19 protein-coding genes are annotated in these 22,879 nt (G+C 72.2%); 9 read left to right on the forward strand and 10 right to left on the reverse strand.

Features of this window, described 5'->3' with window-relative positions; translation table 11 throughout:
* Positions 1-76: 76 nt before the first annotated feature.
* Positions 77-991, reverse strand: coding sequence for a LysR family transcriptional regulator (locus MPTA5024_RS44485; protein ID WP_198167647.1), 915 nt, complete (start codon positions 989-991; stop codon positions 77-79).
* Between the two features lie 206 nt (positions 992-1,197).
* Here MPTA5024_RS44485 and MPTA5024_RS37315 point away from each other — a divergent pair, with 206 nt between their 5' ends.
* The gene (locus tag MPTA5024_RS37315) at positions 1,198-2,406 is read left to right on the forward strand and encodes a YbfB/YjiJ family MFS transporter (RefSeq protein WP_232326809.1); all 1,209 of its coding nucleotides are present in this window, start codon (positions 1,198-1,200) and stop codon (positions 2,404-2,406) included.
* A 41-nt stretch (positions 2,407-2,447) separates the two neighbouring features.
* On the opposite strand, the gene MPTA5024_RS37320 is transcribed toward MPTA5024_RS37315, so the two are convergent.
* Complete coding sequence (locus tag MPTA5024_RS37320) at positions 2,448-2,801, reverse strand: YybH family protein (protein ID WP_198167648.1); 354 nt, start codon at positions 2,799-2,801, stop codon at positions 2,448-2,450.
* 76 nt (positions 2,802-2,877) lie between these two features.
* Here MPTA5024_RS37320 and MPTA5024_RS37325 point away from each other — a divergent pair, with 76 nt between their 5' ends.
* Together MPTA5024_RS37325 and MPTA5024_RS37330 are read left to right on the forward strand one after the other, a co-directional pair.
* Complete coding sequence (locus MPTA5024_RS37325; protein ID WP_036333155.1) at positions 2,878-3,498, forward strand: TetR/AcrR family transcriptional regulator; 621 nt, start codon at positions 2,878-2,880, stop codon at positions 3,496-3,498.
* Between the two features lie 147 nt (positions 3,499-3,645).
* Positions 3,646-4,089, forward strand: coding sequence for an ester cyclase (locus MPTA5024_RS37330; protein ID WP_036333157.1), 444 nt, complete (start codon positions 3,646-3,648; stop codon positions 4,087-4,089).
* Positions 4,090-4,161: 72 nt separating this feature from the next.
* Here the strand turns inward: MPTA5024_RS37330 and MPTA5024_RS37335 are convergent, their stop codons facing one another.
* The 6 genes from MPTA5024_RS37335 to MPTA5024_RS37360 form a co-directional block, all read right to left on the reverse strand.
* Positions 4,162-4,815, reverse strand: coding sequence for a maltokinase N-terminal cap-like domain-containing protein (locus MPTA5024_RS37335; protein WP_036333159.1), 654 nt, complete (start codon positions 4,813-4,815; stop codon positions 4,162-4,164).
* A 131-nt stretch (positions 4,816-4,946) separates the two neighbouring features.
* Complete coding sequence (locus MPTA5024_RS37340) at positions 4,947-6,065, reverse strand: WD40 repeat domain-containing protein (RefSeq protein WP_051459156.1); 1,119 nt, start codon at positions 6,063-6,065, stop codon at positions 4,947-4,949.
* A gap of 73 nt (positions 6,066-6,138) precedes the next feature.
* Positions 6,139-7,521, reverse strand: a complete 1,383-nt coding sequence (locus MPTA5024_RS37345; protein WP_036333161.1) for a cytochrome P450 — start codon at positions 7,519-7,521, stop codon at positions 6,139-6,141.
* A 226-nt stretch (positions 7,522-7,747) separates the two neighbouring features.
* Positions 7,748-8,947: a sensor histidine kinase gene (locus MPTA5024_RS37350; protein ID WP_198167649.1), complete on the reverse strand. Its 1,200-nt coding sequence runs from the start codon at positions 8,945-8,947 to the stop codon at positions 7,748-7,750.
* 71 nt (positions 8,948-9,018) lie between these two features.
* Positions 9,019-9,870 (reverse strand): LLM class flavin-dependent oxidoreductase, encoded by an 852-nt coding sequence (locus MPTA5024_RS37355; RefSeq protein WP_036333654.1) that lies wholly within the window; start codon positions 9,868-9,870, stop codon positions 9,019-9,021.
* Between the two features lie 147 nt (positions 9,871-10,017).
* Positions 10,018-12,195 carry a transglycosylase domain-containing protein gene (locus MPTA5024_RS37360; RefSeq protein WP_084370326.1) on the reverse strand — a complete coding sequence of 726 codons (2,178 nt, stop codon included), beginning with the start codon at positions 12,193-12,195 and terminating at the stop codon, positions 10,018-10,020.
* A gap of 141 nt (positions 12,196-12,336) precedes the next feature.
* Between MPTA5024_RS37360 and MPTA5024_RS37365 the strand changes: the two genes are divergently transcribed.
* Entirely contained in the window at positions 12,337-13,182 is an 846-nt protein-coding gene (locus tag MPTA5024_RS37365) for a helix-turn-helix transcriptional regulator (protein ID WP_036333163.1), read from the forward strand.
* Positions 13,183-13,337: 155 nt separating this feature from the next.
* Entirely contained in the window at positions 13,338-14,174 is an 837-nt protein-coding gene (locus MPTA5024_RS37370; protein WP_036333165.1) for an undecaprenyl-diphosphate phosphatase, read from the forward strand.
* 49 nt (positions 14,175-14,223) lie between these two features.
* Here MPTA5024_RS37370 and MPTA5024_RS37375 read toward each other — a convergent pair whose 3' ends face one another.
* Positions 14,224-15,414 (reverse strand): MFS transporter, encoded by a 1,191-nt coding sequence (locus MPTA5024_RS37375; RefSeq protein WP_036333167.1) that lies wholly within the window; start codon positions 15,412-15,414, stop codon positions 14,224-14,226.
* 445 nt (positions 15,415-15,859) lie between these two features.
* Here MPTA5024_RS37375 and MPTA5024_RS37380 point away from each other — a divergent pair, with 445 nt between their 5' ends.
* The 4 genes from MPTA5024_RS37380 to MPTA5024_RS37395 all read left to right on the forward strand — a co-directional run bounded on the left by MPTA5024_RS37380 (position 15,860) and on the right by MPTA5024_RS37395 (position 22,394).
* Complete coding sequence (locus tag MPTA5024_RS37380) at positions 15,860-16,534, forward strand: phosphoribosylanthranilate isomerase (protein WP_198167650.1); 675 nt, start codon at positions 15,860-15,862, stop codon at positions 16,532-16,534.
* Positions 16,531-17,202 (forward strand): uracil phosphoribosyltransferase, encoded by a 672-nt coding sequence (gene upp / locus MPTA5024_RS37385; RefSeq protein ID WP_036333172.1) that lies wholly within the window; start codon positions 16,531-16,533, stop codon positions 17,200-17,202. Before MPTA5024_RS37380 ends, upp begins: the two co-directional genes overlap by 4 nt.
* A gap of 160 nt (positions 17,203-17,362) precedes the next feature.
* Entirely contained in the window at positions 17,363-21,436 is a 4,074-nt protein-coding gene (locus MPTA5024_RS37390) for an amino acid adenylation domain-containing protein (RefSeq protein WP_036333174.1), read from the forward strand.
* A 10-nt stretch (positions 21,437-21,446) separates the two neighbouring features.
* Complete coding sequence (locus MPTA5024_RS37395; protein WP_036333176.1) at positions 21,447-22,394, forward strand: pseudouridine-5'-phosphate glycosidase; 948 nt, start codon at positions 21,447-21,449, stop codon at positions 22,392-22,394.
* 67 nt (positions 22,395-22,461) lie between these two features.
* Here MPTA5024_RS37395 and MPTA5024_RS43090 read toward each other — a convergent pair.
* Positions 22,462-22,879 (reverse strand): alpha/beta hydrolase family protein (locus tag MPTA5024_RS43090; RefSeq protein ID WP_442922124.1); only part of this gene is annotated, 418 nt, incomplete at its 5' end.

The following is a 22,879-nucleotide window of genomic DNA, read 5'->3' on the forward strand; positions in this document are numbered from 1 at the left end:
GGTCGACTATTAGGAACGTAGACGACCGGTCGAGTATCTGTCAAAACCTCGACGGCCTCTCGACGTGCGCGGACGTCTACCGCTTGTACGGATCCCCGTCGGGCAGCCAGACGTCCGGCGCGTGGGTCCCGAGGTCGCTGACGCCGTCGGTGAGGGCGTCGGCCACGGCCAGGACGGCGGCGCGGGCGTCCGCGCGGCGCCGGACCAGCGACCAGGTCCAGCAGATCTGCGGCGCGATCAGCGGGCGCCGGACCAGGTCGGGCGGCAGCGGGGCCCTCTGCCCCTTCGGGGAGTTGACGACGGGACGGCCGGCCCGGCGGACGTGGTCGAAGAAGGCGGCCCCGGTGACGCCGCCGTCACTGATCCGCACGGGACGGGCGCCGGTAGCGCGGGCGAGCTCCTCGGCGTAGGCGTTCCAGGACGACCAGGCCGCGGCGTCGTCGTCGATGAGGACGACGGCGTCCCGGGCCCGGACGCCCCCGGTGTCGTGCCCGGTTGCGACCGCGTAGAGGCGCTCCGCGCCGACGAGCCGGGCGTCCAGGCCGAGCCGATCGAGGTCCGCCGTGCGCACCCAGCACACCGCCAGGTCCAGGCTGCCGTCCGCGACCCTGGCCGCCTGGAGGTGGGAGGGCGCGATCCATGCGTCGACGTGCACCTGGGCCGACGCGGGGGTGCGGGCAGCCAGGTCCGGGGGCAGCCAGTTGACATAACCCAGCCGGAGCGGCTCGGAGCCCGACAGCCGGGCGGCGCGGCTCCGGAGGTCGTCGGCCCGTTCCAGCAGGTCGCGGATGTGCGGGAGCAGGGCCGCGCCGGCGGGGGTGAGAGCCACGGAACGGCGGTCGCGGTCGAACAGCCGCACCCCGAGGTCGCGTTCGAGCGCCTTGATCTGCTGCGAGAGGGAGGGGCCGGCGATCAGCAGGCGCCGGGCGGCCCGGCCGAAGTTCAGCTCTTCGGCGACCGCGACGAAATAGCGCAGGTGACGCAGCTCCACCTCCGCGATGCTACGTGCGGTGGGAGGCTGCGCCTCCCAGCAGGGAGGGAGCCGGTCGTGGCGCCGGAGCCGGCCTCGAAGGCAGGTTGAGTCACGGGGGACCGGCCGGACACAGCGGGCCGTGTCCAGCAAGGCCCGGCCGTGTCGTGTCGTGGCGAGGCGCGGCCGTGTCGTGCCGCGGTACCCGTGCCGTCGAGGAAGGCGTCGTGAATCCAGTAACTGTGCATCCCGGCACCGCCGCGTCCGGCGGCGCGCTCCGCTCGCCCTGGGCCCACGTCACCCAGGTGGCGGCCGCGCTGGCGGCGGGCATGGGCGTCGGCCGTTTCGTCTACACCCCGATCCTTCCCCTGATGCACGCCCAGGCCGGCCTCTCGGCCGGGGCCGGGGCCGACCTGGCCACCGGCAACTACGCGGGTTACCTGGCCGGGGCCCTGCTCGGCATCCTCCTTCCGCGCGCGGTGCGCTCCCCGGCCGTCCTGAGGGGCTCCCTGCTCGTGCTGACCGCCACCCTGGCCGCGATGCCGGAGACGCACGCGACCGCGGCGTGGCTGTGCCTTCGAGTGATCGCGGGCGCGGCCAGCGCACTGGTCTTCGTGATCGCCGTCAGCTCCCTGCAGAGCAATCTGCGGGACCACCCCGCCCATCTGCACGGCTGGGCCTTCGGGGGCGTCGGCGCCGGAATCGCCCTGTCCGGCCTCCTGGTGATGGTCCTGCGCGCCGCGGCCGACTGGCGCGCCGCGTGGTGGGCCTCCGCCGTCCTGGCCGCACTGCTGGCCGCCGCGTCGTGGAACCTGAGGACCGCGACCCCGCCCCCTCCGGCACGGACACGGGACGAGGGGCGCCGGACCCACCGCTGGTTCGCCGCCCTGTTCGCGTCGTACACGCTGGAGGGCGTCGGCTACATCATCGCCGGCACCTTCCTCGTGGCCGCCATCGAGCAGAGCTCGCCCGGCTGGGCCGGAAGCGGCGCCTGGGTGCTCGTCGGCCTGGCGGCCGTCCCCTCGTCGGCGCTGTGGCTGTGGCTGGGCCGTCGCCTGTCGCGTCCCGGCCTCCTGCTCGCCGCGCTGGTCGTGCAGGCCGTGGGCATCGCGCTGCCCGGTGTGTCCCGCGGGCTGGCCGCGGCGCTGGCGTCGGCTCTCCTCTTCGGCGCCACGTTCCTCGGCGTGGCCACCGTCGCGCTCGCGGTGGGCGCCCACCTGCGGTTCCCGCGCTCGGTCGCGCTGCTCACCGCCGGCTACTCCGTGGGACAGATCCTCGGCCCGCCGGCCGCCGCCCCCCTGCTTCACCACGACTACCGGCAGGCCCTGATCCTGGCGGCGGTCGTCGTCCTGGGCGCCGCCGTCGCGGCCGTCGTCCTCCGGGCCGGATTCCCGCACGACATGCCCGGGCCGGAACACCCGGCCGCGGAGCCGTGATCCGCGGGGCGGCCCACGTCCCGCTCCCGTCCCGCCGGGGGTCAGTGGTCGGTGATCACCCGGGACACGTGGTATTGCCGGATCCGCCACGATCCCTCGTCACGGCGGAGGACCAGCGACAGGTGCACGGCGGCCTCCCAGCCCGCGGGGTCGCGGAAGGTGACGTCGGCGAATCCGCCGGCCACCTGGTCGCCGATGGTGTAGGTGTGGAGCACGGTGACGTCGGCGGTGCGGTCGTCCGGCACCGCCTCGTAGTAGGCGCGCACCGCGTCCCGCCCGGCGGTCACCGTGGGGCCGAAGCCCTGGAACAGGGCGTCGGTGGTGAACAGGTCGGCCATCGCGTCCGTCCGGTGGCCGTCGAACGCGGCCTTCCAGCGGTCCAGAACCTCGCGCATCGGGTCGCTCATCATCGTGTCCTTATTTAGACGACCGGTCGGCTAGAAGGTAGTCGACCGGTCGTACACTTGCAACATGGGACGAAGCAGTGACGCCAGGGAGAAGATCCTTACCGCCGCCCGGTCGCTCGTCGAGCTGCGCGGCTACTCGGCGCTGGGCGTGGCCGAGATCTGCAAGGCGGCGGGGGTGCCGAAGGGCAGCTTCTACTATTTCTTCGAGTCGAAGGAGTCGCTCGCCCTGGCCGTCATCGACGAGCACTGGGCCGCCGAGCTGAGCGACTGGACCCGCATCCTGGGCGGGGACGCAGAGCCGCTCCAGCGGCTGCGGCAGCTGTTCGAGGAGACCGCGGCCGAGCAGCGTGCCGGGCAGCAGAGCTGCGGGACGGTCTCGGGCTGCATGTTCGGCAACCTGACACTGGAGATGAGCAACCAGACCGAGGTCATCCGCGAACGGCTGCAGCAGATCTTCGACGCCCAGGTCGACCTGGTGGAGGCGGTCATCGCCGAGGCGAGGGAGCGGGGAGAGGCGACCGTCGCCGACACCCGCGAGGCCGCCCGGTCCGTCGTCGCCCAGCTCGAGGGCCAGGTGCTCTTCGCCAAGCTCTACAACGACACCGGGCTCCTCGACGCCCTGTGGGCGAACTGCGTGGCCCTGCTCGGCGTCCGGACCGGCACGCCCGCCGCCGTCGCGCCATAGGCGCTCTTGGCGGCGTCATGGGCGGAAGGGGAGACCGGCACCCCTTCCTGGTGCTCCGGCGACACCGTCGTGGACGGTTCCTGCCCGACCTCTGGCTAATGTGAAGCCAATGGTCGTCACGTTTCCGACCGTCGAGGGACTGTCGTCATGTCTGACTATTGGAGCATCAAACGCAGGCTGGCCGAAGCGATCAACAACCACGATCTGCACCGGGTGCTCGAGGCCTTCAGCCCGGACGCCGTCGTGGTCTCGCCGTCCGGGGTGGCGGAGGGGCGTGAGCAGATCGCCTGGTTGTACGAGCAGACCTTCAAGAGCTTCCCCGACTATCACCTCACGACATGGTTCGAGGCCGTCGGCTGCCAGGCGCCGATGATGGTCGAGTGGACGGCCACGGGCACGCACCTCGGGCCTCTCCTGCTGCCCGACGGGCGCGAACTGCAGGCAACCGGCCGCCCGATCACCATCCGGGGGACCTGCGCGTCGTTCGTCGAGGACGGCAGGATCAAGACGCATCGGGAGTACTACGACCAGTTGGAGCTCTACACCCAGCTCGGCATGTGCCTGACGGAGGCCGGCCGGGCCGCGGCCTGAGCACGTCAGCCGTCCGCGCCTGCGCCGGCGTCGCGGGGTGGCGGTTCACCCCGCGTTCGCCGGCGGCGCGGACTACTGGTCGCCGACGACGACGAACCGGCCGCGGACGTCGCCGTCGTCCGGCAGGCGCCATCCGGCGGTGACGTGTCCGAGGTGGGCGCCGGAGTCGTCCCGGCCCGGGTCGAGGACGCGGATCACCCGGATGGCCACGCTTCCGCCCTCCGTCTCCACGACGACGTCGGTGCCGTGCGGTCCGTCGGCGACGTCGGCGGAGGTGACGGAGGGGGAGACGACCGCTCCCGTGTACGAGCTGACGACCGACGGATCGGGGGTGTCGCTCACGCTCTGCGCCTGCGGCTCGGCCCGGCCCAGGAGGAGCGCGAGAAGCTGCGCCACGAGAACGGGGTCGCGGGTCCCGTCATAGATCCACCGACGCCCCAGCACGCCGTGCTCGGCCGTGCCGATGAGGGCGTGGTCGGCGCCCTCCAACGGCGCGCCGCGGTAGGTGAGGGGGACGTGGTAGGAGACCGGCCCGCCGTCCGACGTGTCGACGGCCACCATGAACTCGATGCCGACCTCGCCCCGCGGGTCGTCCAGCCGGAAACCGCCGGCCTTCTCCAGCTCCGGCGCGCGCCCCGTCCCCGCGTACCAGGCCTGGCGGGGGAGCCAGGAGGCGAGAAGTTCGAGCTTGGTGGGGGTCAGCGTGGTGCGGTGGATGACGGCCATGCCGCGAAGCCCTTCTCTCGACGTCCGCTCGGCTCGCCGGCGCGTCCGCGCCGTCGGCGGAACCGCTCTCCGGAAGACTACCGGCGGCCGGACCGGCCGCCGCCGGGGGGAGGCCGCGCGACCGGCGGGCGTCAGTCTTCCGCCGGCGGTGCCTTCCTCCGCCACAGCCGTGCCGTCTGGTCGTCGCTGCAGCTGACGAGGAACCGGCCGTCAGGGCTCACCGCCACGTTGTTGACCCCGTCCGTGTGACCGAGCAGGGGCTGTCCGAGTGGCCGGCCCGACGCCGGATCCCACACCCGTACGGTCCCGTCCCGGCCACCGGTGACGAGGAGCCCGTCAGGGGTGAACGCCACTCCCCAGACGGCCGCCGTGTGACCGGTCAGCGGCGGGCCGGCGGGCGAGCCCGTGGACGGATCCCAGAGGCGGACCGTCCCGTCGTCGCCGCCCGTGGCGATCAGGCGTCCGTCCCGGCTGAAGGCCAGGTTCTCCACGGCGCCGCCGTCCCCGCCGATGGGCTCGCCGATGTGCTCCCCGGTCAGCGGCTTCCACAGCCGGACCGTGCCGTCGGCGCTTCCCGTGGCCAGACGGCCCCGAGGGCTGAAGGCGATGCCGGAGACCGTGTCGGTGTGACCGGTCAGAGGAGGGCCGGCGGGTTCTCCCCGCGCCACGTCCCACACGCGTACGGTCGTGTCCCCGCTGCCGGTGGCAAGGAGCCTGCCGTCGTGGCTGAACGCCATGCCGACGACGAACCCGCGGTGGCCGGCGAGGGCGGGTGGGACGGCCGCACCGGTCGAGGCCTCCCACAGGCGCACGGTGGTGTCGGCTCCGCCGGTCGCCACGAGCCGTCCGTCCGGACTGAAGGCGACCGCCCAGACGGGACCGGAGTGGCCTCGGAGGGGGCGGCCGACGGGCTCCCCGGTCGCCGGGTCCCACATACGGACGGTCATGTCGCCGCTGACGGTCGTCACCACCCGGCTGTCGGGGCTGAAGGCCGCGTCGGAGACCACCCCGTCATGTCCCGTCAGGACCGTGGCCGGCTCGAACCACTCGTCTCCACCCCCACCGCGCCCGACGGGATGACGGCTTCGCCGGGCGACGGGCGTCTCCCGGTTCGCGCCGGCCGCGGGAGCCGCGCCTTCCTCCTGGACGGAGGTGGTGGTCCGATGACGACGCTGCTCCCACCAGAAGATCGCGAGCGTGATGGGGAGGGCGACAACGCTTGCGAGCGCTCCGACGGCGTCCCACGTCATAGTCAGATCGTACGTTTCGATCGCCGGGCGGGAGAGCCGTCGCCTCACCGGCGTCGGGGGGTGCGAACCGTCGTCACCGCCCCCCGCGCAGCCTGCGCAGGAACGCCCGCAGGCCGGACGGTGGCGGCTGTCCCGCGGCGTCCTCACCAGAGGGTGACGACGCCGAATCGCCCGGAACGGAACCGGTCCCGGGGGAGTGGCGGCCGTCGAGCTCGTAGCGTACGGGCAGGGAGCGGAGCGCGCGGACGAAGGGGGACGGGCGCCACGGCAGGCGGCCGGGCGGGAGCGCCGGCGTGAGCGTGGAGAACCGGTCGAGCAGGCGGCGGACGGCGATCGTGGTCATCATGGTGGCGAGCCGGCGGCTCGGGCAGCCGTGCGGGCCGGCGCCCCAGGCGAGGTGGGCGCGGGTGCTGCGCACGGTGTCCCTCGGGAGGGCGGCGGCGAACACCGGATCGGCGTGCGCGCCCGCGATCGACAGCATCACCGGGTCTCCGGCCGCGACGGTGAACCGCCCCAGCTTCACGTCGGCCCGGGCGTAGCGGAAGCTGAGGTTGGCCAGCGCCGGGTTGGACAGGGCGACGCGGTTGACGACCTCCTCGATCGCGCCGACCGACAGGGCCTGCCGCAGCTCCGGATTGGTGATCACTTCGACGATGACGTTGCAGATCAGGCCGCCGGTGAAGTCGAGGAAGCCGGGCAGCATGAGCAGCTCCCTGGCCAGCTCCTCGTCGGTCAGGCCAGGGTCGGCCGCCAGCATGTACGAGGGCAGGTCGTCGCCGCGGCGGTGCCGCTTGTCCGTCGCCAGCTCCAGGAGGGCGGCGTACAGGCGCTGGTAGGCGCCGCCGGAGTCGGGGCCGTCGATCAGGCGCCACAGGTCCGTCACCACGTCGTCGCCGCGCTCGAGCGTGACGCCGAGGAGGTGGTTGGCGACCATCAGCGGCAGCGGCCGACCGTACTGCGCGGCCAGGTCGGCCCGCCCGGCGGGCGCCTCCTCCGTCATCACGCCGATCAGGTCGTCGCAGTAGCGCACGACGGCCCGCTCCAGCACCCTGGCCTGCTCGTGGCCGGGGTCCTGGAACGGCCGGAGGGCCGCGTTCCAGGAGCCGCGGAGCGCGTGGTGCCGCTCCCCGTCGTGGAAACCCATGTTGTCGGCCTTGAGGAGGGCGAGCAGCGGCCAGTCGGGCGGGACGCGTCCCTCGGCGTACGCCCGCCAGGTGTCCACGCGCTTGCTCCACAGCTCGCGGGGGTTCTGCATGACCTGCAGCACCTCGTCGTAGCCGAGCACGAACCAGACCGGCACGCCGAGGAGGTCGACGGGGGCCACCGGGCCGTACCTGCCGCGCAGGCGTTCGTGGACGAGCCCGGGGTCGGCGTCGTACTCCGCCGTGAGCAGGGGTTCCAGCGGCGACGAGGACAGAGGGGTCGCGGCCGACGCGGACCGGCTATCGCGGATCACAACTGCGGGCCTGCCTTTCCGGCTCCTGCGCCTTACAGGACGATGCGGGCGATCCGCGGATGAACGGGTCTGGGCGGCGATCTTAGACGTCCGGCCGCCGTCTGTCATCGGCCGGAGCCGCCGTCTCTCATCGGCGAGAGACACCGGGACCTGCCGTCCCGGCGGCGTCCCCGGCGAGCGGGTCCATCCCGCGAGCCCCCTGTTCCCTCGGCCGCGGCGCTCCGGGTCAGTCGCCGGTGCTCCACCTAGGGCGCAGGACTGCGCTCCTCTTGCCGGGGCGGACGCTGAACCGCGCCGCGAGGACGAAGCCGCCCTCGGGGGTGGGCTCCGCGGTGAGGCGCCCGCCCGCGAGCGCGACGCGCTCCCCGAGGCCTGGGAGCCCGAAGCCTCCGCCCAGGGAGGGCGCGGCCCTGGCCGTTCTCCGGTCGTCGCACACGTCGCCGGCCGGCTCGTCGCCCCGGCCGGCGGTGTTGACCACGGAGACGTTCACGTCGTCGCCCATCAGGGTGCAGGTGACCCGCACCTCGGAGTCCGGAGCGTGCTTGCGCACGTTGCTCAGCCCCTCCTGCACCAGGCGGTAGCAGGCGTGCGCGACCTGCCGAGGCAGCGCCTGCGGCGGGACGTCGAGGTGGAGGCTGATCCGCATGCCCATGTGCTGGGACTCCTCCACGAGGCGGGTGATCCCCTCCGGCCCCTTGACCGCCGGCTGGTCCTCCCGGCGGAGCACGGTGAGGAGCTGGCGCAGCTCGCCGAGGGCCTGCACGCCCTTGTCCTCGATGCCCGTGGCGAGCCGGGAGACCTCGAGGGAGTCCCTGCAGTCCCGGATCACGCCGGCGTTGAGGACCATGACGGTCACGGCGTGCGTCACCGTGTCGTGCAGCTCCCGGGCGATCTTGCGTCGCTCCTCGGAGGCCGCCCGTTCCTCGCGCTCGCGGACCCCGGCCCGCAGCTCGCCGATCATCCGCCGGTACGCGCACACCCACGTCCCCACCAGGGCGGGCAGGTAGATGAGCGTCACCGCGCGCACGACGCAGAGGTAGAGGAGCTGGTCGGTGTACGGGTTCACGTAGTCGACGGCGGCGTACACCCCCGTGAGCGCCAGCGCGACCCCCGACCACGAGCGCATCCGGCACTCGGACGTCATGGAGAACGCGGCGAGGACCATGGGCACGGTCTGGCCGGTCACGCAGGCGCACGCGACGGACGCGGCGATCGCCGGCCAGGCCGTCCGGCGCCGTACGAACATGGTCGCGGCCGTGACCGAGCCCACGAGGAACTCGATCCAGTCCGGAACCGGTCCCCACAGTGAGAAGGAGCGGCCGATGGCGGTCGTCGGGATCGTGAACGCGACCACCGCGGTCGCCATCAGAAGATCGACCAGTACGCCACGCCGGCGGAGCGCGACGCCTGCCATAGTGCGCCCCATATGAGCCATTCTGCGACGGTTATGGCTGAATGTCTCGCCCGGCCGTGCCCCGACCGGCGCCTCCCGCAACGTCAGGGCAGGGCGGCGGCGATGCGGTCGACCTGAGCGGGGTCGGCCGACCAGCAGTACAGCATCAGCTCGTCGGCGCCCACGTCGCCGAAGGCCCGCACGGCCCCCCGGATCGCCTCCCGCGAGGTCAGCATCCCCTCCACCCTCGTCTCACCCGAGTCGAGGAACGCGTAGTAGCCGCCGGCCGCGCGGCGGGCCTCGTCCAGGACGGCTTCGGGGCCGAGCGCCGCGTTTGCCTGGGCGACGAGCCGCGGACGGCCCGGCCGCCCGGCCCTCTCCCACGACTCCTCGACCATCCGGAAGAGCCGGTCCATCTCCTCCGGCGGGAGCGTCGAGGCCATGAGGCCGTCCCCCCAGCGGGCCACCCGCTCGGCCGTGGCCTGGACGAAGCCGCCGAACAGCACCTCGGGACCCCCGGGACGGGAGGGCGCCGGGCCGATCGGGCCGATCCCCTCGCCGTACGGGCGGCCGGCCCAGACGCGCCGCAGCGCCGCCATCTGCTCGTCGAGGCGGCGGCCGCGGCGCCGGTGCTCGGCGCCCATGGCCAGGAAGTCGTCCTCCCGCGCGCCGACGCCGATCCCGACGGTGAGGCGGCCGCCACTGAGCCGGTCGAGCGTGGCGAGCTCCTTGGCCATCAGGGCCGTCGGGCGCATGGGCGCGATCAGGACCTCGGTCATGACCCGGATCCGGGAGGTGGCCCCCGCGAGGGCCGCCAGCGTCACCAGCGGCTCCGGGTTGTCGTACACGAGGCGGTCGACCAGGCCGAGGCTGGAGAAGGGCCCGTCCTCGGCGCGGCGCGCCCATTCCGGCAGCGCGTCGAGGCCGCCGACGGGCAGGCCGAGTCCGACGTTCATGGCCACCCCCGTGTCGGTCGCGCCGGCGTCACCGGCCAGGTGACGCCGGAACGCGTCATCTCGTCGTCCTCGTGCGGAGGATGCGGCGGTGGTGAAGTCCCGATGACCGCCGGGCGCCCTTCTCCAACAGTAGGCGCCGTGGCGGGGTCACATGGGGGGCGGGCCGCCGAAGGTGCGGTCAGGCCCGGGGCCGAAGCCGGGATCCCAGCCGTTGTCGACGGGAGGGACGTCGTCCCGGGGCGCGCACCGGTCGCCGCAGCCGCCGAAGCGCGCGGAGTCGATGGGCGGGAAGGACGATTTCGGAACGCCCTTCAGCGCGCTGATCATCGTCTTCTTCCAGATGCGGCCGGAGATGTCCGCCCCGAAGACCACGCTGTAGTACCTGCCGCCGATGGTCACGCCGCTCAGCCGGTGCGTGCTCGCCCCACGGGGGTCGCCGAGGCTGACCGCGCCGGCGAGGTCGGGGGTGAACCCGGCGAACCACGCCGTCGAGTAGTCGTCACTGGTGCCGGTCTTGCCCGCCGCGTCCCGGCCGATGCCTCCCACGGCGCTCATGGTGCCCTGGGGGCCGAACACGCCCCGCATGACGTCCGCGGCGGCGTCGGCCACCTCGGGGTCGAGGGCCTGGCGGCACTTCGGCTGGTACCGCGTGGTCTTGCCGTTCCTGTCGGTGATGGCGCTGACGGCCTGGGGCGGGCAGTAGGAGCCGCGGGCGGCGATGGCGGCGTACGCCGTGGCGACCGTCACCGGGTCCATCTCGTTGACGCCGAGCGTGAAGGTCTCGTACTGCTGCAGCGGCCCGCCGTCGGCCCGCTTGACGCCCAGCGACTCGGCGGTCCTGACGACGTCGCACAGGCCCACCTTCTGCTCCAGCTTCAGGAAGAAGGTGTTGACCGACTGCCAGGTGCCCGTCTTCAGCGTCTTGAACCCGCCGGACCCCTCGTCGTTGGCGACGGTGTGGGCGGGGTCGCCGACGTTGCGGCCCTTGCAGTCGGTGAACGACGAGTAGCCGGGCGCGGTGTACCCGGCCGGGCTGTCGAGACCGTCGTCCACCCTCCAGCCCTGCTTGAGGGCCGTGAGCAGCGTGAACACCTTGAACGTCGAGCCCGCCTGGAAGCCGGTGCCGCCGCCGTGGGCGCGGTCGGCCACCACGTTGTAGGAGATCTGCTTCTTGCGGGCGTCGGTCCCGTACCTCCGGCTGGCCGCCATCGCCCTGATCCGGCCGGTCCCCGGCTCGACCAGGGCTTCGGAGGCCACGGGGTCGTCGGTGGCGTCGACCCGGTCCTTGATCGCCGCGTCGGCCGCAGCCTGCAGCTTCGGGTCGAGCGTGGTCCTGATGACCAGGCCGCCGCGCTTGAGGAACTGGTCGCGGTCCTGCCGCGTCCTGCCGAAGGCGGCGAACACGGGGTTGGTGAGGATGTCTGCCCGCACGTACATGCAGAAGTACGGATAGGGGCTGGACTCGCACCCGCCGGGCAGGGGAGTGCCCTTGTACCCCAGCGGCTCGGCCTTGGCCTCCGCCGCCTGCCCCGGCGTGATCTTCTTGAGCTGCGCCATGCGGTCGAGCACCACGTCGCGCCGCGCGAGCAGGAGCCCCCGGCTCTTCTTCCCCGCCGCGGGGTCGGTCTCGTTGGGCTTCTGCACGGCCCCCGCCAGCGTCGCCGCCTGGACGAGGGACAGGTCGGCCGCGGACACGCCGAAGAACCTCTTGGCCGCCGCCTCCACCCCGTACGCCCCCGCCCCGAAGTAGGCGATGTTCAGGTACTTCTCCAGGATCTGGTCCTTGGTGTACTTCTGCTCCAGGCCCATCGCGTACCGGAGCTCGTTGAGCTTGCGCCCGTAGCTCGGCGCCAGCGCCTCCTCCTGCTCCTTCTTCGTCCTGGCCTTGTTGAGCATCACCTGCTTGACGTACTGCTGGGTGATGGAGGAGCCGCCCTGCGCCACGCCGCCCGTCGTGACGTTCTTGGCCAGGGCGCGCAGCGTCCCCTGGATGTCGATCGGCCCGTGCTGGTAGAACCGGTAGTCCTCGATGGAGATGATCGCCGTCTTCATCACGGCGGCCACCCGGTCGAGCGGCACGATCTCCCGGTACTGCTCGTAGAACTGGGCGATCTGGTGGCCGTCCGCGTCCAGCACGACGGACTTCTCGGAGAGCGGGGGTTCCTGGAGGTCCTCCGGCTTGACGTCCAGGTCGTTCGACGCGGTCACGATGCCGACGCCCACGCCGCCGACGGCCGGAAGCGATATCCCGGCCACCAGGACGCCCGCGACGACCGCGAGCGCCAGGAGAAGCGCGACGCCTTTGCTGCCTTCTATCCGAATCATCCCCCGCTTAGGCATACCTGGGAGATTACGAGTTCTGGCTGACCAGAGAGCGGGGTGATGCTTGACGATTCCTGTGAGGTTCGCCTCATCGCGGGCCGCCGGGTGCCGTCGCGCTCAGCGAATCGGACATAGTGTGGCTAAGTGGACACAGACCGACGTCTCGGGGACTTTCTCCGTGCTCGCCGCCAGGCCATGAGCCCGGAGGACGTCGGTGTGGCCGAGACGGGCCGCCGCCGCACGCCGGGGCTGCGCAGGGTGGAGGTGGCCCGGCTGGCCGGGATCAGCACCGACTACTACATCCGTCTGGAGCAGGGCCGCGAGCGCCGTCCCTCGGATCACGTGCTGAGCGCCCTGGCCCAGGTGCTGGGCCTGGACGAGGACGCGGCCCGGCACCTGCACGAACTCGTCCATCCGCGTCCGCAGGCGGGGCCTCGGCCGCCGTGCCGGCGGGAGCCGGTCAGCCCCGCCCTGCAGCGGCTGCTGCACGGCTGGCACGAGGGCCCAGCGTTCGTCCACGGCCGCTGGCTGGACGTGCTCGCGGTCAACGCCGTCGCGAACGTCCTGTACGAGGGCCTGGAGCACCGGGACAACCTGCTGCGGCTGCTGTTCCTCAACCCTCTCGCGACCGAGTTCTACGCCGACTGGGAGGAGACCGCCCGTTCGCAGGTGGCGCTCCTGCGGGCGGCGGCGGGCGCGGTTCCGGACGACCCGTTCCTGCCCCAGCTCGTGGAGGAGCTCTCCGTGCGCAGCGCGGAGTTCCGGCGCATGTGGGCGCGCCACGAGGTCAGGCCGAGGACGACCGAGGTGAGACGGTTCCGGCACCCCAGAGCCGGGGAGATGGCCCTGCGGTACGAGTCCCTGACCGTCAACAGCGCTCCGGGCCAGCAGCTCATCGTCTTCGAGGCGGCGCCGGGCACCGGCTCCGAACGGGCGGTCGACGTGCTGCGCTCCCTCGCGCGGCCTGCGGTCGCGGCCCGTCCCGAGTAGACCCCGGGCTCCTGCGCCGACGTTCCCCGGGGTGCGCCGTGTGTCGCTGCTGTGACAGGGGCGCCGGGAGGGAAAAACCACGGTGTCGCGGGCGCGCGGTCCACCGGGCCGCCGCGGCGACCTGACGCCCTCCTTGGCAGACGAGAGGATCTTTAATGAGCGACATCAGTCTGGCGCAGGCCGTGGTGCTCGGCGTGGTGGAGGGGGTGACGGAGTTCCTCCCGGTCTCCTCCACAGGCCACCTGAAGATCGCCGAGGGCCTCATGGGCATCCGGGTGAGCGACGCGGCGGTGGTCGGCTTCACCGCGGTGATCCAGGTCGGGGCGATCGCCGCGGCGCTGGTGTACTTCTCGGGCGACATCGTCCGGATCGTCTCCGCCTGGTTCCGCGGCCTGGTCCGGCCGGAGGAGCGGCACGGCCACGACTACGCCTTCGCCTGGTGGGTGGTCTTCGCCACGATCCCGATCGTGGTCGTGGGCCTGGCCGCCAAGCCGCTCATCCAGGGTCCCCTCGCCTCCTTGTGGGTGGTGGCCGCCTCGCTGCTCGCCGGCAGCGCCGTCATGTGGGCCGCCGACCGGGTGGGCAGGCACAAGCGCGGCGAGGACGACACCACGTTCAGGGACGCCATGCTGGTGGGCACCTCCCAGATCGCCGCCCTGCTGTTCCCCGGCTTCTCCCGCTCCGGCGCCACCATGTCCACCGCCCTGCTGCTCGACCTGGACCGGGTCGCTGCCACCCGGCTGTCGTTCCTCCTCGGCATCCCCGCCCTGACGGGGGCCGGCCTGTACGAGCTCAAGGACGCCGCCGGCGCGGGGACCGGCGTCGCACCGCTGGTGGCTGGGACGGCGGTGTCCTTCGTCGTCGCGTACGCCTCGATCGCCTGGCTGCTGCGGTACGTCGCGAGCCACTCGTTCACCGTCTTCGTGGTCTACCGGATCGGCGTCGCGGCGCTCCTGCTCGCCCTGCTCGGCGCCGGGGCGATCGCCGCGTGACCCCTGCCGGGCCCATGATCCAGGACGGGCCGGGCCGCTCCGGCGAGATCTAGACGCGCCTGGCGGCCGACACGACGACCGACGTGAGGACCACGAGCCCCCCCGCGGCCCACAGCACGCCGGTCACGGTGACCGCGCCCACGATGAGGCTGCCGAACAGGGCCCCCAGCGCGATGGCCAGGTTGAACATGCAGGTGTTGAGCCCGGTGGCGGCCTCGACGCCCCGGGGCGCCGCCTTGATGATCCAGGTCTGCACGCTCACCGGCAGGCCGCCGAACGCGAGACCCCACAGGATCAGCAGGATCGACCCGGTCACGGGGCTGCCGCCGACGAACGGGAACAGCGCCAGGACCGCCGCGAGCGTCAGGCTCACCGCGACGATGGCAGCGCGGACGTCGCGGCCCGCCCACGATCCGGCGACGAGGTTGCCGGCCATGCCGGCCACGCCGTACGCGAGCAGCAGCGGGCCGACGAACGTGGCGTCCACGCCGGAGACGTCCTGCAGGACCGGGCTGACGAACGTGAACGCGCCGTAGTGCCCGGCCACGAGCAGGAAGGTGGCGACGACCCCGACCCGTACGGCCGGTGTGCGGAGCTGGTCGGCCAGCGTGCGCAGCCGGACCGGCTCGGTGGCGGGCATCCGGGGGAGCAGCACGGACAGCGCGGCGACCAGCAGGAGCGCGACCGCGGCGACCGCGGCGAACGCGAGGCGCCAGCCCGCGAACTCGCCGAGGACCGTGCCCGCGGGGACGCCGAGGACGTTGGCCGCCATGGCCCCGAAGAAGATCAGTGATGTCGCCCGGGCCACGTGCGACGGGGGGACCAGCCGTACGCCGAGGCCCGCGGCGAGCGACCAGAAGCCGCCGATGCTGACGCCCACGAACAGGCGAGCCGCCATCAGCAGGGCGTAGCCCGGCGTCAGCGCCGAGACCACGTTGGCCGCCATCGCCAGGAGGATCAGCCCGAGCAGGACCACCCGCCGGTCCAGCCCCCGGATGGCCACCGGGAGCAGCGGCGCGGTGACCGCGGCGACCAGGCCGGACACGGTGACCATGAGGCCCACCTCGCCGTCGGAGACGTGCAGGCCCCCGCCGATCGCGGTGAGAAGTCCCATCGGCAGGTTCTCGACGGTGACCACCAGGAAGGTCCCCAGCGCGACGGCGACCACCGCGATCCAGTTCCTGAGGGGCACCCGCTCCGGCGTGAGCGCCGGGGCGGGGACGGACTCGACCTGCGTCATGGGGATCGCTCCTCTGCTCTCGGGCCTCGGAATTGCATTTCTCACCGCCGTTTCCCGCGCACGCGCCGCGGACGCCTCGGCAACGGACGTTAGATGCGAATTCCGTGCGCGGTCAACGCGTATTCCCGTGAATCGGGGACGAGCTCTTTTCTTTCAGGGGGAAAGCGGGGTTGCCGTCGGGGCGTGGCCATTTGTGCCGGAGAAGTACGGTTATGCCCTATATCGTCCTGCTCTGCAGTGGGGGCCGTTAGGGGTTGTGGAAAAGTGCGCCCGCCGCGAATTCTGAATATGTCCGGCTGGCCGAGAGGGTGAATTCCCTGGCACCGGGACCGTGCTGTCACGGGCTGTTCACGGTATTCGTTCCCCGGCCGGGTGCAATTCGCTCCCAACCGATGCCGGCCGACGCCGGCGGGAAAGGCGGGTCACCATGCATGGACTGATTCAAGTGGCCGGTGTCATCGACCAGGCCGAGGCGGACCTGATCGTCGAGGAGGGCGCCGACTGGCTGGGCTTTGCGCTGCGGCTCCCCGCGAAGAACGAGGACCTGTCCGAGGCGGACGCCGCAGCGATCATCAAGGAGATCCAGCCGGAGCACCGGGGCGTCGTGATCACCTACCTGACGGAGGCCGAGGAGATCAAGGCGTTCTGCGGGGAGCTGGGCGTCACCGCCGTCCAGCTGCACGGCGACGTGACGCCCGGCGAGCTGCGGACCCTCCGGCGCATCGCCCCCGACCTGTACGTGCTCAAGAGCCTCGTGGTCAAGCAGGACAACATCGGCGAGCTGGCCGGGATCGTGGACGAGGCGGCCGAGTGGGTCGACATGTTCATCACCGACAGCTTCAACCCGGCCACCGGCGCCAAGGGCGCCACCGGGCTCCTGCACGACTGGTCGATCAGCGCCGAGCTGGTGCGGATCTCGCCGCGGCCGCTGATGCTGGCCGGCGGGCTGAACCCGGGCAACGTGGCGGCGGCGATCGCAGAGGTACGCCCGGCCGCCGTCGACGCGCACACCGGCTTGGAGGACCCGGTCACCCGCCGGAAGGACCGCGCGAAGGTGCGCACGTTCGTGGCCGAGGCCCGCAGGGCCTTCGCCGAGCTGGGGACGGGTGTGGTCGTATGACCACCGCGACGGCGGCGGGGGTCGGCACCGTCCGCCTGCTGCCGCAGACCCGGGCCCTGCGGGCGCTGCACACGGTCATGCGCGACCGGCACGCCGGCCGCGAGGAGTTCGTCACCTCGTCGGGCCGCGTCATCCGGCAGCTGATCGAGACGGCGCTCGACCTCCTCCCGTTCGAGCCGCGCGAGGTCTGCACGCCGGTGGGGCGCACCTACCACGGGCTGCGGATGACGCCGCACATCTGCGGCGTGTCCGTCCTGCGGGCCGGGGACAGCATGGAGTCCGAGCTGCGGGCGATCGCCCCGGGGGTGCGGATCGGCAAGATCCTCATCCAGCGGGACACGGTCACGAAACTTCCCCACCTGTACTACGCGGCGCTGCCCGCGGACATCGACCGGCGGCACGTGCTGCTGCTGGACCCGATGCTGGCCACCGGCGGGACCGCGCTGGCCGCCGTCGAGGTCCTGCTCGGCCAGGGCGTCGAGGAGGACGCCATCGTGTTCGTCACCCTGCTGTCCTCTCCTGAGGGCATCAAGGCGGTCCACGCGCGCCACCCGCGCGTACGGATCGTCACGTCGGCCGTCGAGGAACGGCTCAACGAGAACGCGTACATGATCCCCGGAATCGGCGACTTCGGCGACCGCTACTTCGGCACCGACGTCGTGCGATGAGGCGACGCGTTCCACCCACCGGCGCCCTGGTCGTCGTCGCAGCCGTCGTGCTCGCCCGGACCGGGCCGGCCGTATCCGCGGCCGGGCACGGCGGAGCTCCGGCGCCGGGGAGGACGGTCTCCCCGTAACCCTCCTTATCCGTCCCATGCAGGGGGAGTAAATGAACACTCCACGCACTGAAGCGCGGCGGAAAGCACCAGAGAACACCTGCCTTCCCGATCTGCTCGACGCGCAGGTCCGCATGCGCCCACAGGACACGGCGGTCGTCTGCGGAGACGACCGGCTGACGTACCGGGAGCTCGCGGACGCCAGCGCGGCGCTCGGCGGGTACCTGCGAGAGCTCGGCGTCGCCCCCGACGACCGGGTGGGGCTCTTCGTGGAGCCCTCGCTCGACCTGATGGTCGGCGTGTGGGGAATCCTGTACGCCGGCGGGGCGTACCTGCCGCTGTCCCCGGAGTATCCCGAGGAGCGGCTGCGGTACATGCTGGAGGACGCCCGCGTCCGGGTCGTCGTCACCCAGGACGAGCTCGTGTCCAGGCTGGCCGAGCTGGCGCCCGCCGGGACGAGGATCGTCACGCTGAAGGACGCCGACCGGCTCACCGGGCCGCCGGGAACCCACCCGGACCTGCGCCCCGGACACCTGGCCTACGTCATCTACACCTCCGGCAGCACCGGGAAGCCGAAGGGGGTGATGATCGAGCACCGCAGCATCGTCAGCCAGATGCGGTGGCTGAAGGCCGCCTACGGGATCGACCACGAGAAGACCGTCGTGCAGAAGACGCCGATGAGCTTCGACGCGGCGCAGTGGGAGATCCTCGCGCCGGCGTGCGGCTCGGTGGTCGCCGTGGGACCGCCCGGCGTGTACCGGGACGCCGAGCGGCTGATCGACGTCATCAGGACGCACGAGGTCACCACGCTGCAGTGCGTCCCGACGCTGCTGACGGCGCTGCTGGACACCGACGAGCTGCAGACCTGCCGGTCGCTGACGCAGGTCTTCACCGGCGGCGAGGTCCTGTCCAAGACGCTCGCGACGAGCTTCCTCGAGACCCTGCCCCGGTGTGAGCTGATCAACCTGTACGGGCCGACCGAGTGCACGATCAACTCGTCGGCGTACACCGTGGACCGCGCCACCGTCGGGGAGGGCCCGAACGCGATCTCGATCGGCGCCCCGGTCGACCACACCGGCTACCACATCCTCGACGTCGGCGGGGCGCCGGCGGCGGTCGGCGAGATCGGCGAGCTGTACATCGGAGGCGTCCAGATCGCCCGCGGCTACCTGCACCGTCCGGAGCTGACCGCGGAGCGGTTCGTGCCGAACCGGTTCGGCGAGGGCAGGCTGTTCAAGACCGGCGACCTCGCGTACTGGAACGCCGACGGGACGGTGCAGTTCGTCGGCCGGGCGGACAACCAGGTCAAGCTGCGCGGCTTCCGGGTCGAGCTCGACGAGATCAAGCTGGCGATCGAGACCCACGACTGGGTCAAGCACGCCGCGGTCATCGTGAAGAACGACCCGCGCACCGGGTTCCAGAACCTCATCGCCTGCGTCGAGCTGAACCCCAAGGAAGCGGCCCTGATGGACCAGGGCAGCCACGGCGCGCACCACCAGTCCAAGGAGAGCAGGCTCCAGGTCAGGGCGCAGCTGTCGAACGCCGGGGTCCGGGACGAGGAGGACCTCGCCGGCAGGCCGGTGATCGACCTGCCCGGCAGGGAGGCGACCGCGAGGCAGCGCGCGCTGGCGTTCGCCCGCAAGACCTACCGGTTCTACGAGGGCGGGCAGATCAGCCGGGGCGACATCCTGAAACTGCTGGCCAGGCAGGTGACGGGCGCGCCCTCCCGCGAGCTCGGCACCCTGGGCCCGGACGAGCTCGGCGAGATCCTGCGGCACTTCGGGCAGCACCTCAGCGAGGAGCGGCTGCTGCCGAAGTACGCGTACGCCTCGCCCGGCGCGCTGTACGCGACCCAGCTGTACCTCGAGGTCGACCGGGTCGGCGGCCTCGCCCCCGGCCTCTACTACCACCACCCGGTGCACCACCGGCTCGTGCTGATCAAGCCGGCGGCCGAGGGGCCGCGGCCGCGGGTGAGGCTGCACTTCGTCGGCAAGAGGCGGGCGATCGAACCGGTCTACAAGAACAACATCCGCGAGGTCCTCGAGATCGAGACCGGGCACATGGTCGGCCTGTTCGAGGAGGTGCTGCCCGAGTACGGCCTGGACATCAGGCCCCTGGAGTACGCGCCGGCCACGAAGGACCGCCTGGGCTGCGCCGAAGAGGACGACTACATCGGCACGTTCGAGCTGGTCCCGTACGCGGGACCCCGCACGGACGAGGTCGACGTCTACGTCCAGGCGCATCCCGGCAAGGTCCCCGACCTGCAGGCCGGCCAGTACGCCTACGAGAACGGGCGGCTGCGGCTGATCTCCGAGGAGCTCATCCTCAAAAAGCACGTCATCGCCATCAACCAGCAGGTCTACGACCGGGCCGGCATCGGCGTCTCGGTGGTCAGCAGGAACGGCGAGGACTGGCTGCGCTACATCGACCTGGGCCGCACGCTGCAGCACCTGTCGATGAACGACCTCAACTTCGGGTTCATGTCGTCCGGCTACAGCTCGAAGACCGGCGACGACCTGCCCTCGGCGCGCCGGATCGACGCCATCCTGCGCAGCTGCGGCCGGCCCACCGGGCCGTCGTACTTCTTCGTCGGCGGCCGCGTGAGCGAAGCGCAGCGGCTGAGCGAGGGGATGAAGGAGGACGCGGTCCACATGAGGGGCCCGGCGGAGATGATCAGGGACGACCTGATCAACTTCCTGCCGGACTACATGATCCCCAACAAGGTCGTCGTGCTGGACCGGCTGCCGTTCACGGCCAACGGCAAGATCGACGTCAAGGCCCTGGCCGCGTCCGACAAGACGAACGCCGACACCTCCGACCAGCCGTTCGTCGCGCCGAGGACCGTCACCGAGCGCCGGATCGCCGAGCTGTGGAAGAAGGCGATGAAGCGGGAGACGGTCTCGGTCCGGGACGACTTCTTCGCCTCCGGCGGCAACTCGCTGATCGCGGTCGGCCTGATCAACAGGATCAACCGGGAGTTCTGCGCCTCCGTGCCGCTGCAGGCGCTGTTCGAGTGCCCCACGGTGGAGAAGCTCGCCCGGCTGGTCGACGGGCGCGAGCAGGAGGAGTGCACGCGACTGGTGCCGTTGCAGCGGGAGGGGACGGACAGCCCCGTCTACTGCTGGCCCGGTCTCGGCGGCTACCCCCTCAACCTGCGCCTGCTGGCCGGCGAGATGGGCGCCGAAAGGCCCTTCTACGGCGTGCAGGCGTACGGCATCAACGCCGGCGAGGTCCCGTACGCGACCATCGTGGAGATGGCGGCCGAGGACATCCGGATGATCAGGCGGCGCCAGCCGGCCGGTCCGTACACGCTGTGGGGGTACTCGTTCGGCGCGCGCGTCGCGTTCGAGGCCGCCTACCAGTTGGAGCGGGCCGGGGAACAGGTCGACCACCTGTTCCTGATCGCGCCGGGCTCGCCCAAGGTCGACGCCGGGGACCCCGCGCACGCGCACGAGGCCGGCTACCACAACAGGGCGTACCTGACGATCCTCTTCTCGGTCTTCGCGGGCACGATCAGCGGGCCCCTGCTGGAGCGGTGCCTGGCCGAGGTCCGGGACGAGGACGGCTTCGCCGCCTTCATCCACCGCCACCTCCCCGACCTGGACGTCGACCTGGTGCGCCGCATCATGCGGGTGGTGGGCCAGACCTTCGAGTTCAAGTACACCTTCCGCGAGCTGACCCGGCGGCGCATCCAGGCGCCGATGACGGTGTTCAAGGCCAGGGGCGACGACTACTCGTTCCTGGAGAACAGCAGCGGTTACTCGGCCACGCCCCCGGTCGTGGTCGATCTGGAGGCCGACCACTACGCCCTGCTCAGGGAGCAGGGGATCGGCGAGCTGACCGCCGCCATCCGGGACCGTCTCGGCGCCGACAAGGAGATCATCATGCCGCACGTCAGCATCAAGCACTTCCCGGTGTCCCTCACCGAACAGCAGCACTCCGACCTCGTCGCGGCCGTGACCGCGGCGATGACGAGCGCCTTCGGCTGCGACGAGGGCGCGGTGTCGATCATCCTGGAGCCGGTCGCGAAGGAGCTGTGGGACCAGCAGGTCTACATCCCCGAGATCGTCAACCGGAGGCACGAACTGGGCAAGCTGCCGAACTACGGCCCCGCGGCCTCGAACTGAGGGGGCGACGATGACTGGAGATAGGCACGGGGGCATCCCGCTGGTGTACGCCGAGGAGGTCGCGGACGCCCTCGCCGAGGGCCGGCCCGTGGTGGCGCTGGAGTCGAACGTCATCACCCACGGCCTGCCGTACCCGGACAACGCCGCGACGGCCAGGAAGGTCGAGGAGGCGGTCCGCGCGGGCGGCGCCGTCCCGGCCACGACCTGCCTGGAGGACGGCCGGATCAAGGTCGGCATGACCGACCGGGACGTCGACCGGTTCGCCTCGGCGGGCGGCATCCCCAAGGTCAGCAGCCGGGACATGCCGGTGGTCCTGGCCCAGGGCGGGCCCGGCGCGCTGACGGTCGCCAGCTCGGTCGTGGCGGCCGAGCTGGCCGGCATCCCGTTCTTCGCCTCGGCCGGCATCGGCGGGGTGCACCGGGGCGCCGAGAAGACGATGGACATCTCCTCCGACCTGATCCAGTTCACCCGGTCGAAGGTGGCGGTCGTCTGCGCCGGGGCCAAGAGCATCCTCGACCTGGCCCTGACCCTGGAGTATCTGGAGACCCACTGCGTCCCGGTGGTGTCCTACCGGTCGGACGACTTCCCCGCGTTCTACTGCGTGTCCAGCGGGATCCGTAGCCCCCAGCGGCTGGACGACGAGCGGGTGATCGCCCGGGCGGTGGAGAGCCACTGGGCGCTCGGCAACAGGAGCGCGTTCCTGATCACCACTCCCGTGCGGGAGGAGGACGCGATCGACGCCGCCGACGTGGACGCGGCCATCGCCGGGGCGACGGCGGCGGCGGAACGGGACGGCGTGCGCGGCAACGCGATCACGAAGTACCTGATGCGCGCGGTCGACGCCGCCACCGAGGGCCGGTCCTCCCGGGCCAACATGTCCGTGCTCGTCAGCACGGCCGAGGTGGGCGGCCGGCTGGCAGCCGCGCACGCGCGGTACCTCCGGGAGACCGGGGCGTGAGCTCTCGTGGGACTGGAGACCCGGATCCGCGGCGCGGGTCCGGGGCTCCTCCGTCAGGCCCGGAGGCTCACCCGGACGCCGCGGGCGTGGTCTCCCGGGGCCGCAGCCGCCGGTCCATCTCGGCGACCGTGGCCGCCCAGATGTCCGAATCGGGATCGATGACCGCGAAGTGGTCTCCCGCCTGCTCGATGTAGGTCACGTCGTCGCCGGCCCCGCGCGCCCGGGCGACGTAGCGGCGGTTGAAGTCGACCAGGTCGAGATCGTCGCCGAGCCCCTGGACGACGAGCTGCGGGACGCCGATCGGGAGGCGGCTCATCGGATCGGCGGCCGCGTACACCTCGGGGACCTCGGCCCGCGGGCCGCCGAGGGCGTGGGGGACGGCGCCCGTCCCGACCCGTCGCCCTTCCCCCTCGGCGAGGTCGACCACGCCGGCCAGCGAGACCGCGAGCGCGACCCCGGCGCCGTCGGCCGCCGCGCGCAGGGCG

The sequence above is a fragment of the Microbispora sp. ATCC PTA-5024 genome, assembly GCF_000511135.2.
Taxonomy (GTDB): Bacteria; Actinomycetota; Actinomycetes; order Streptosporangiales; family Streptosporangiaceae; genus Microbispora; species Microbispora corallina.

Excerpts from the sequence above, each read along its gene's own strand:
- MPTA5024_RS37360 (WP_084370326.1), bottom strand. The coding sequence starts at position 12,195 with ATGATTCGGATAGAAGGCAGCAAAGGCGTCGCGCTTCTCCTGGCGCTC.
- MPTA5024_RS37390 (WP_036333174.1), top strand. The coding sequence starts at position 17,363 with ATGAACACTCCACGCACTGAAGCGCGGCGGAAAGCACCAGAGAACACC.
- MPTA5024_RS37340 (WP_051459156.1), bottom strand. The coding sequence starts at position 6,065 with ATGACGTGGGACGCCGTCGGAGCGCTCGCAAGCGTTGTCGCCCTCCCC.
- MPTA5024_RS37375 (WP_036333167.1), bottom strand. The coding sequence starts at position 15,414 with ATGACGCAGGTCGAGTCCGTCCCCGCCCCGGCGCTCACGCCGGAGCGG.
- MPTA5024_RS37395 (WP_036333176.1), top strand. The coding sequence starts at position 21,447 with ATGACTGGAGATAGGCACGGGGGCATCCCGCTGGTGTACGCCGAGGAG.
- upp (WP_036333172.1), top strand. The coding sequence starts at position 16,531 with ATGACCACCGCGACGGCGGCGGGGGTCGGCACCGTCCGCCTGCTGCCG.
- MPTA5024_RS37370 (WP_036333165.1), top strand. The coding sequence starts at position 13,338 with ATGAGCGACATCAGTCTGGCGCAGGCCGTGGTGCTCGGCGTGGTGGAG.
- MPTA5024_RS37325 (WP_036333155.1), top strand. The coding sequence starts at position 2,878 with ATGGGACGAAGCAGTGACGCCAGGGAGAAGATCCTTACCGCCGCCCGG.
- MPTA5024_RS37355 (WP_036333654.1), bottom strand. The coding sequence starts at position 9,870 with ATGAACGTCGGACTCGGCCTGCCCGTCGGCGGCCTCGACGCGCTGCCG.
- MPTA5024_RS37330 (WP_036333157.1), top strand. The coding sequence starts at position 3,646 with ATGTCTGACTATTGGAGCATCAAACGCAGGCTGGCCGAAGCGATCAAC.
- MPTA5024_RS37350 (WP_198167649.1), bottom strand. The coding sequence starts at position 8,947 with ATGGGGCGCACTATGGCAGGCGTCGCGCTCCGCCGGCGTGGCGTACTG.
- MPTA5024_RS37320 (WP_198167648.1), bottom strand. The coding sequence starts at position 2,801 with ATGCGCGAGGTTCTGGACCGCTGGAAGGCCGCGTTCGACGGCCACCGG.
- MPTA5024_RS37335 (WP_036333159.1), bottom strand. The coding sequence starts at position 4,815 with ATGGCCGTCATCCACCGCACCACGCTGACCCCCACCAAGCTCGAACTT.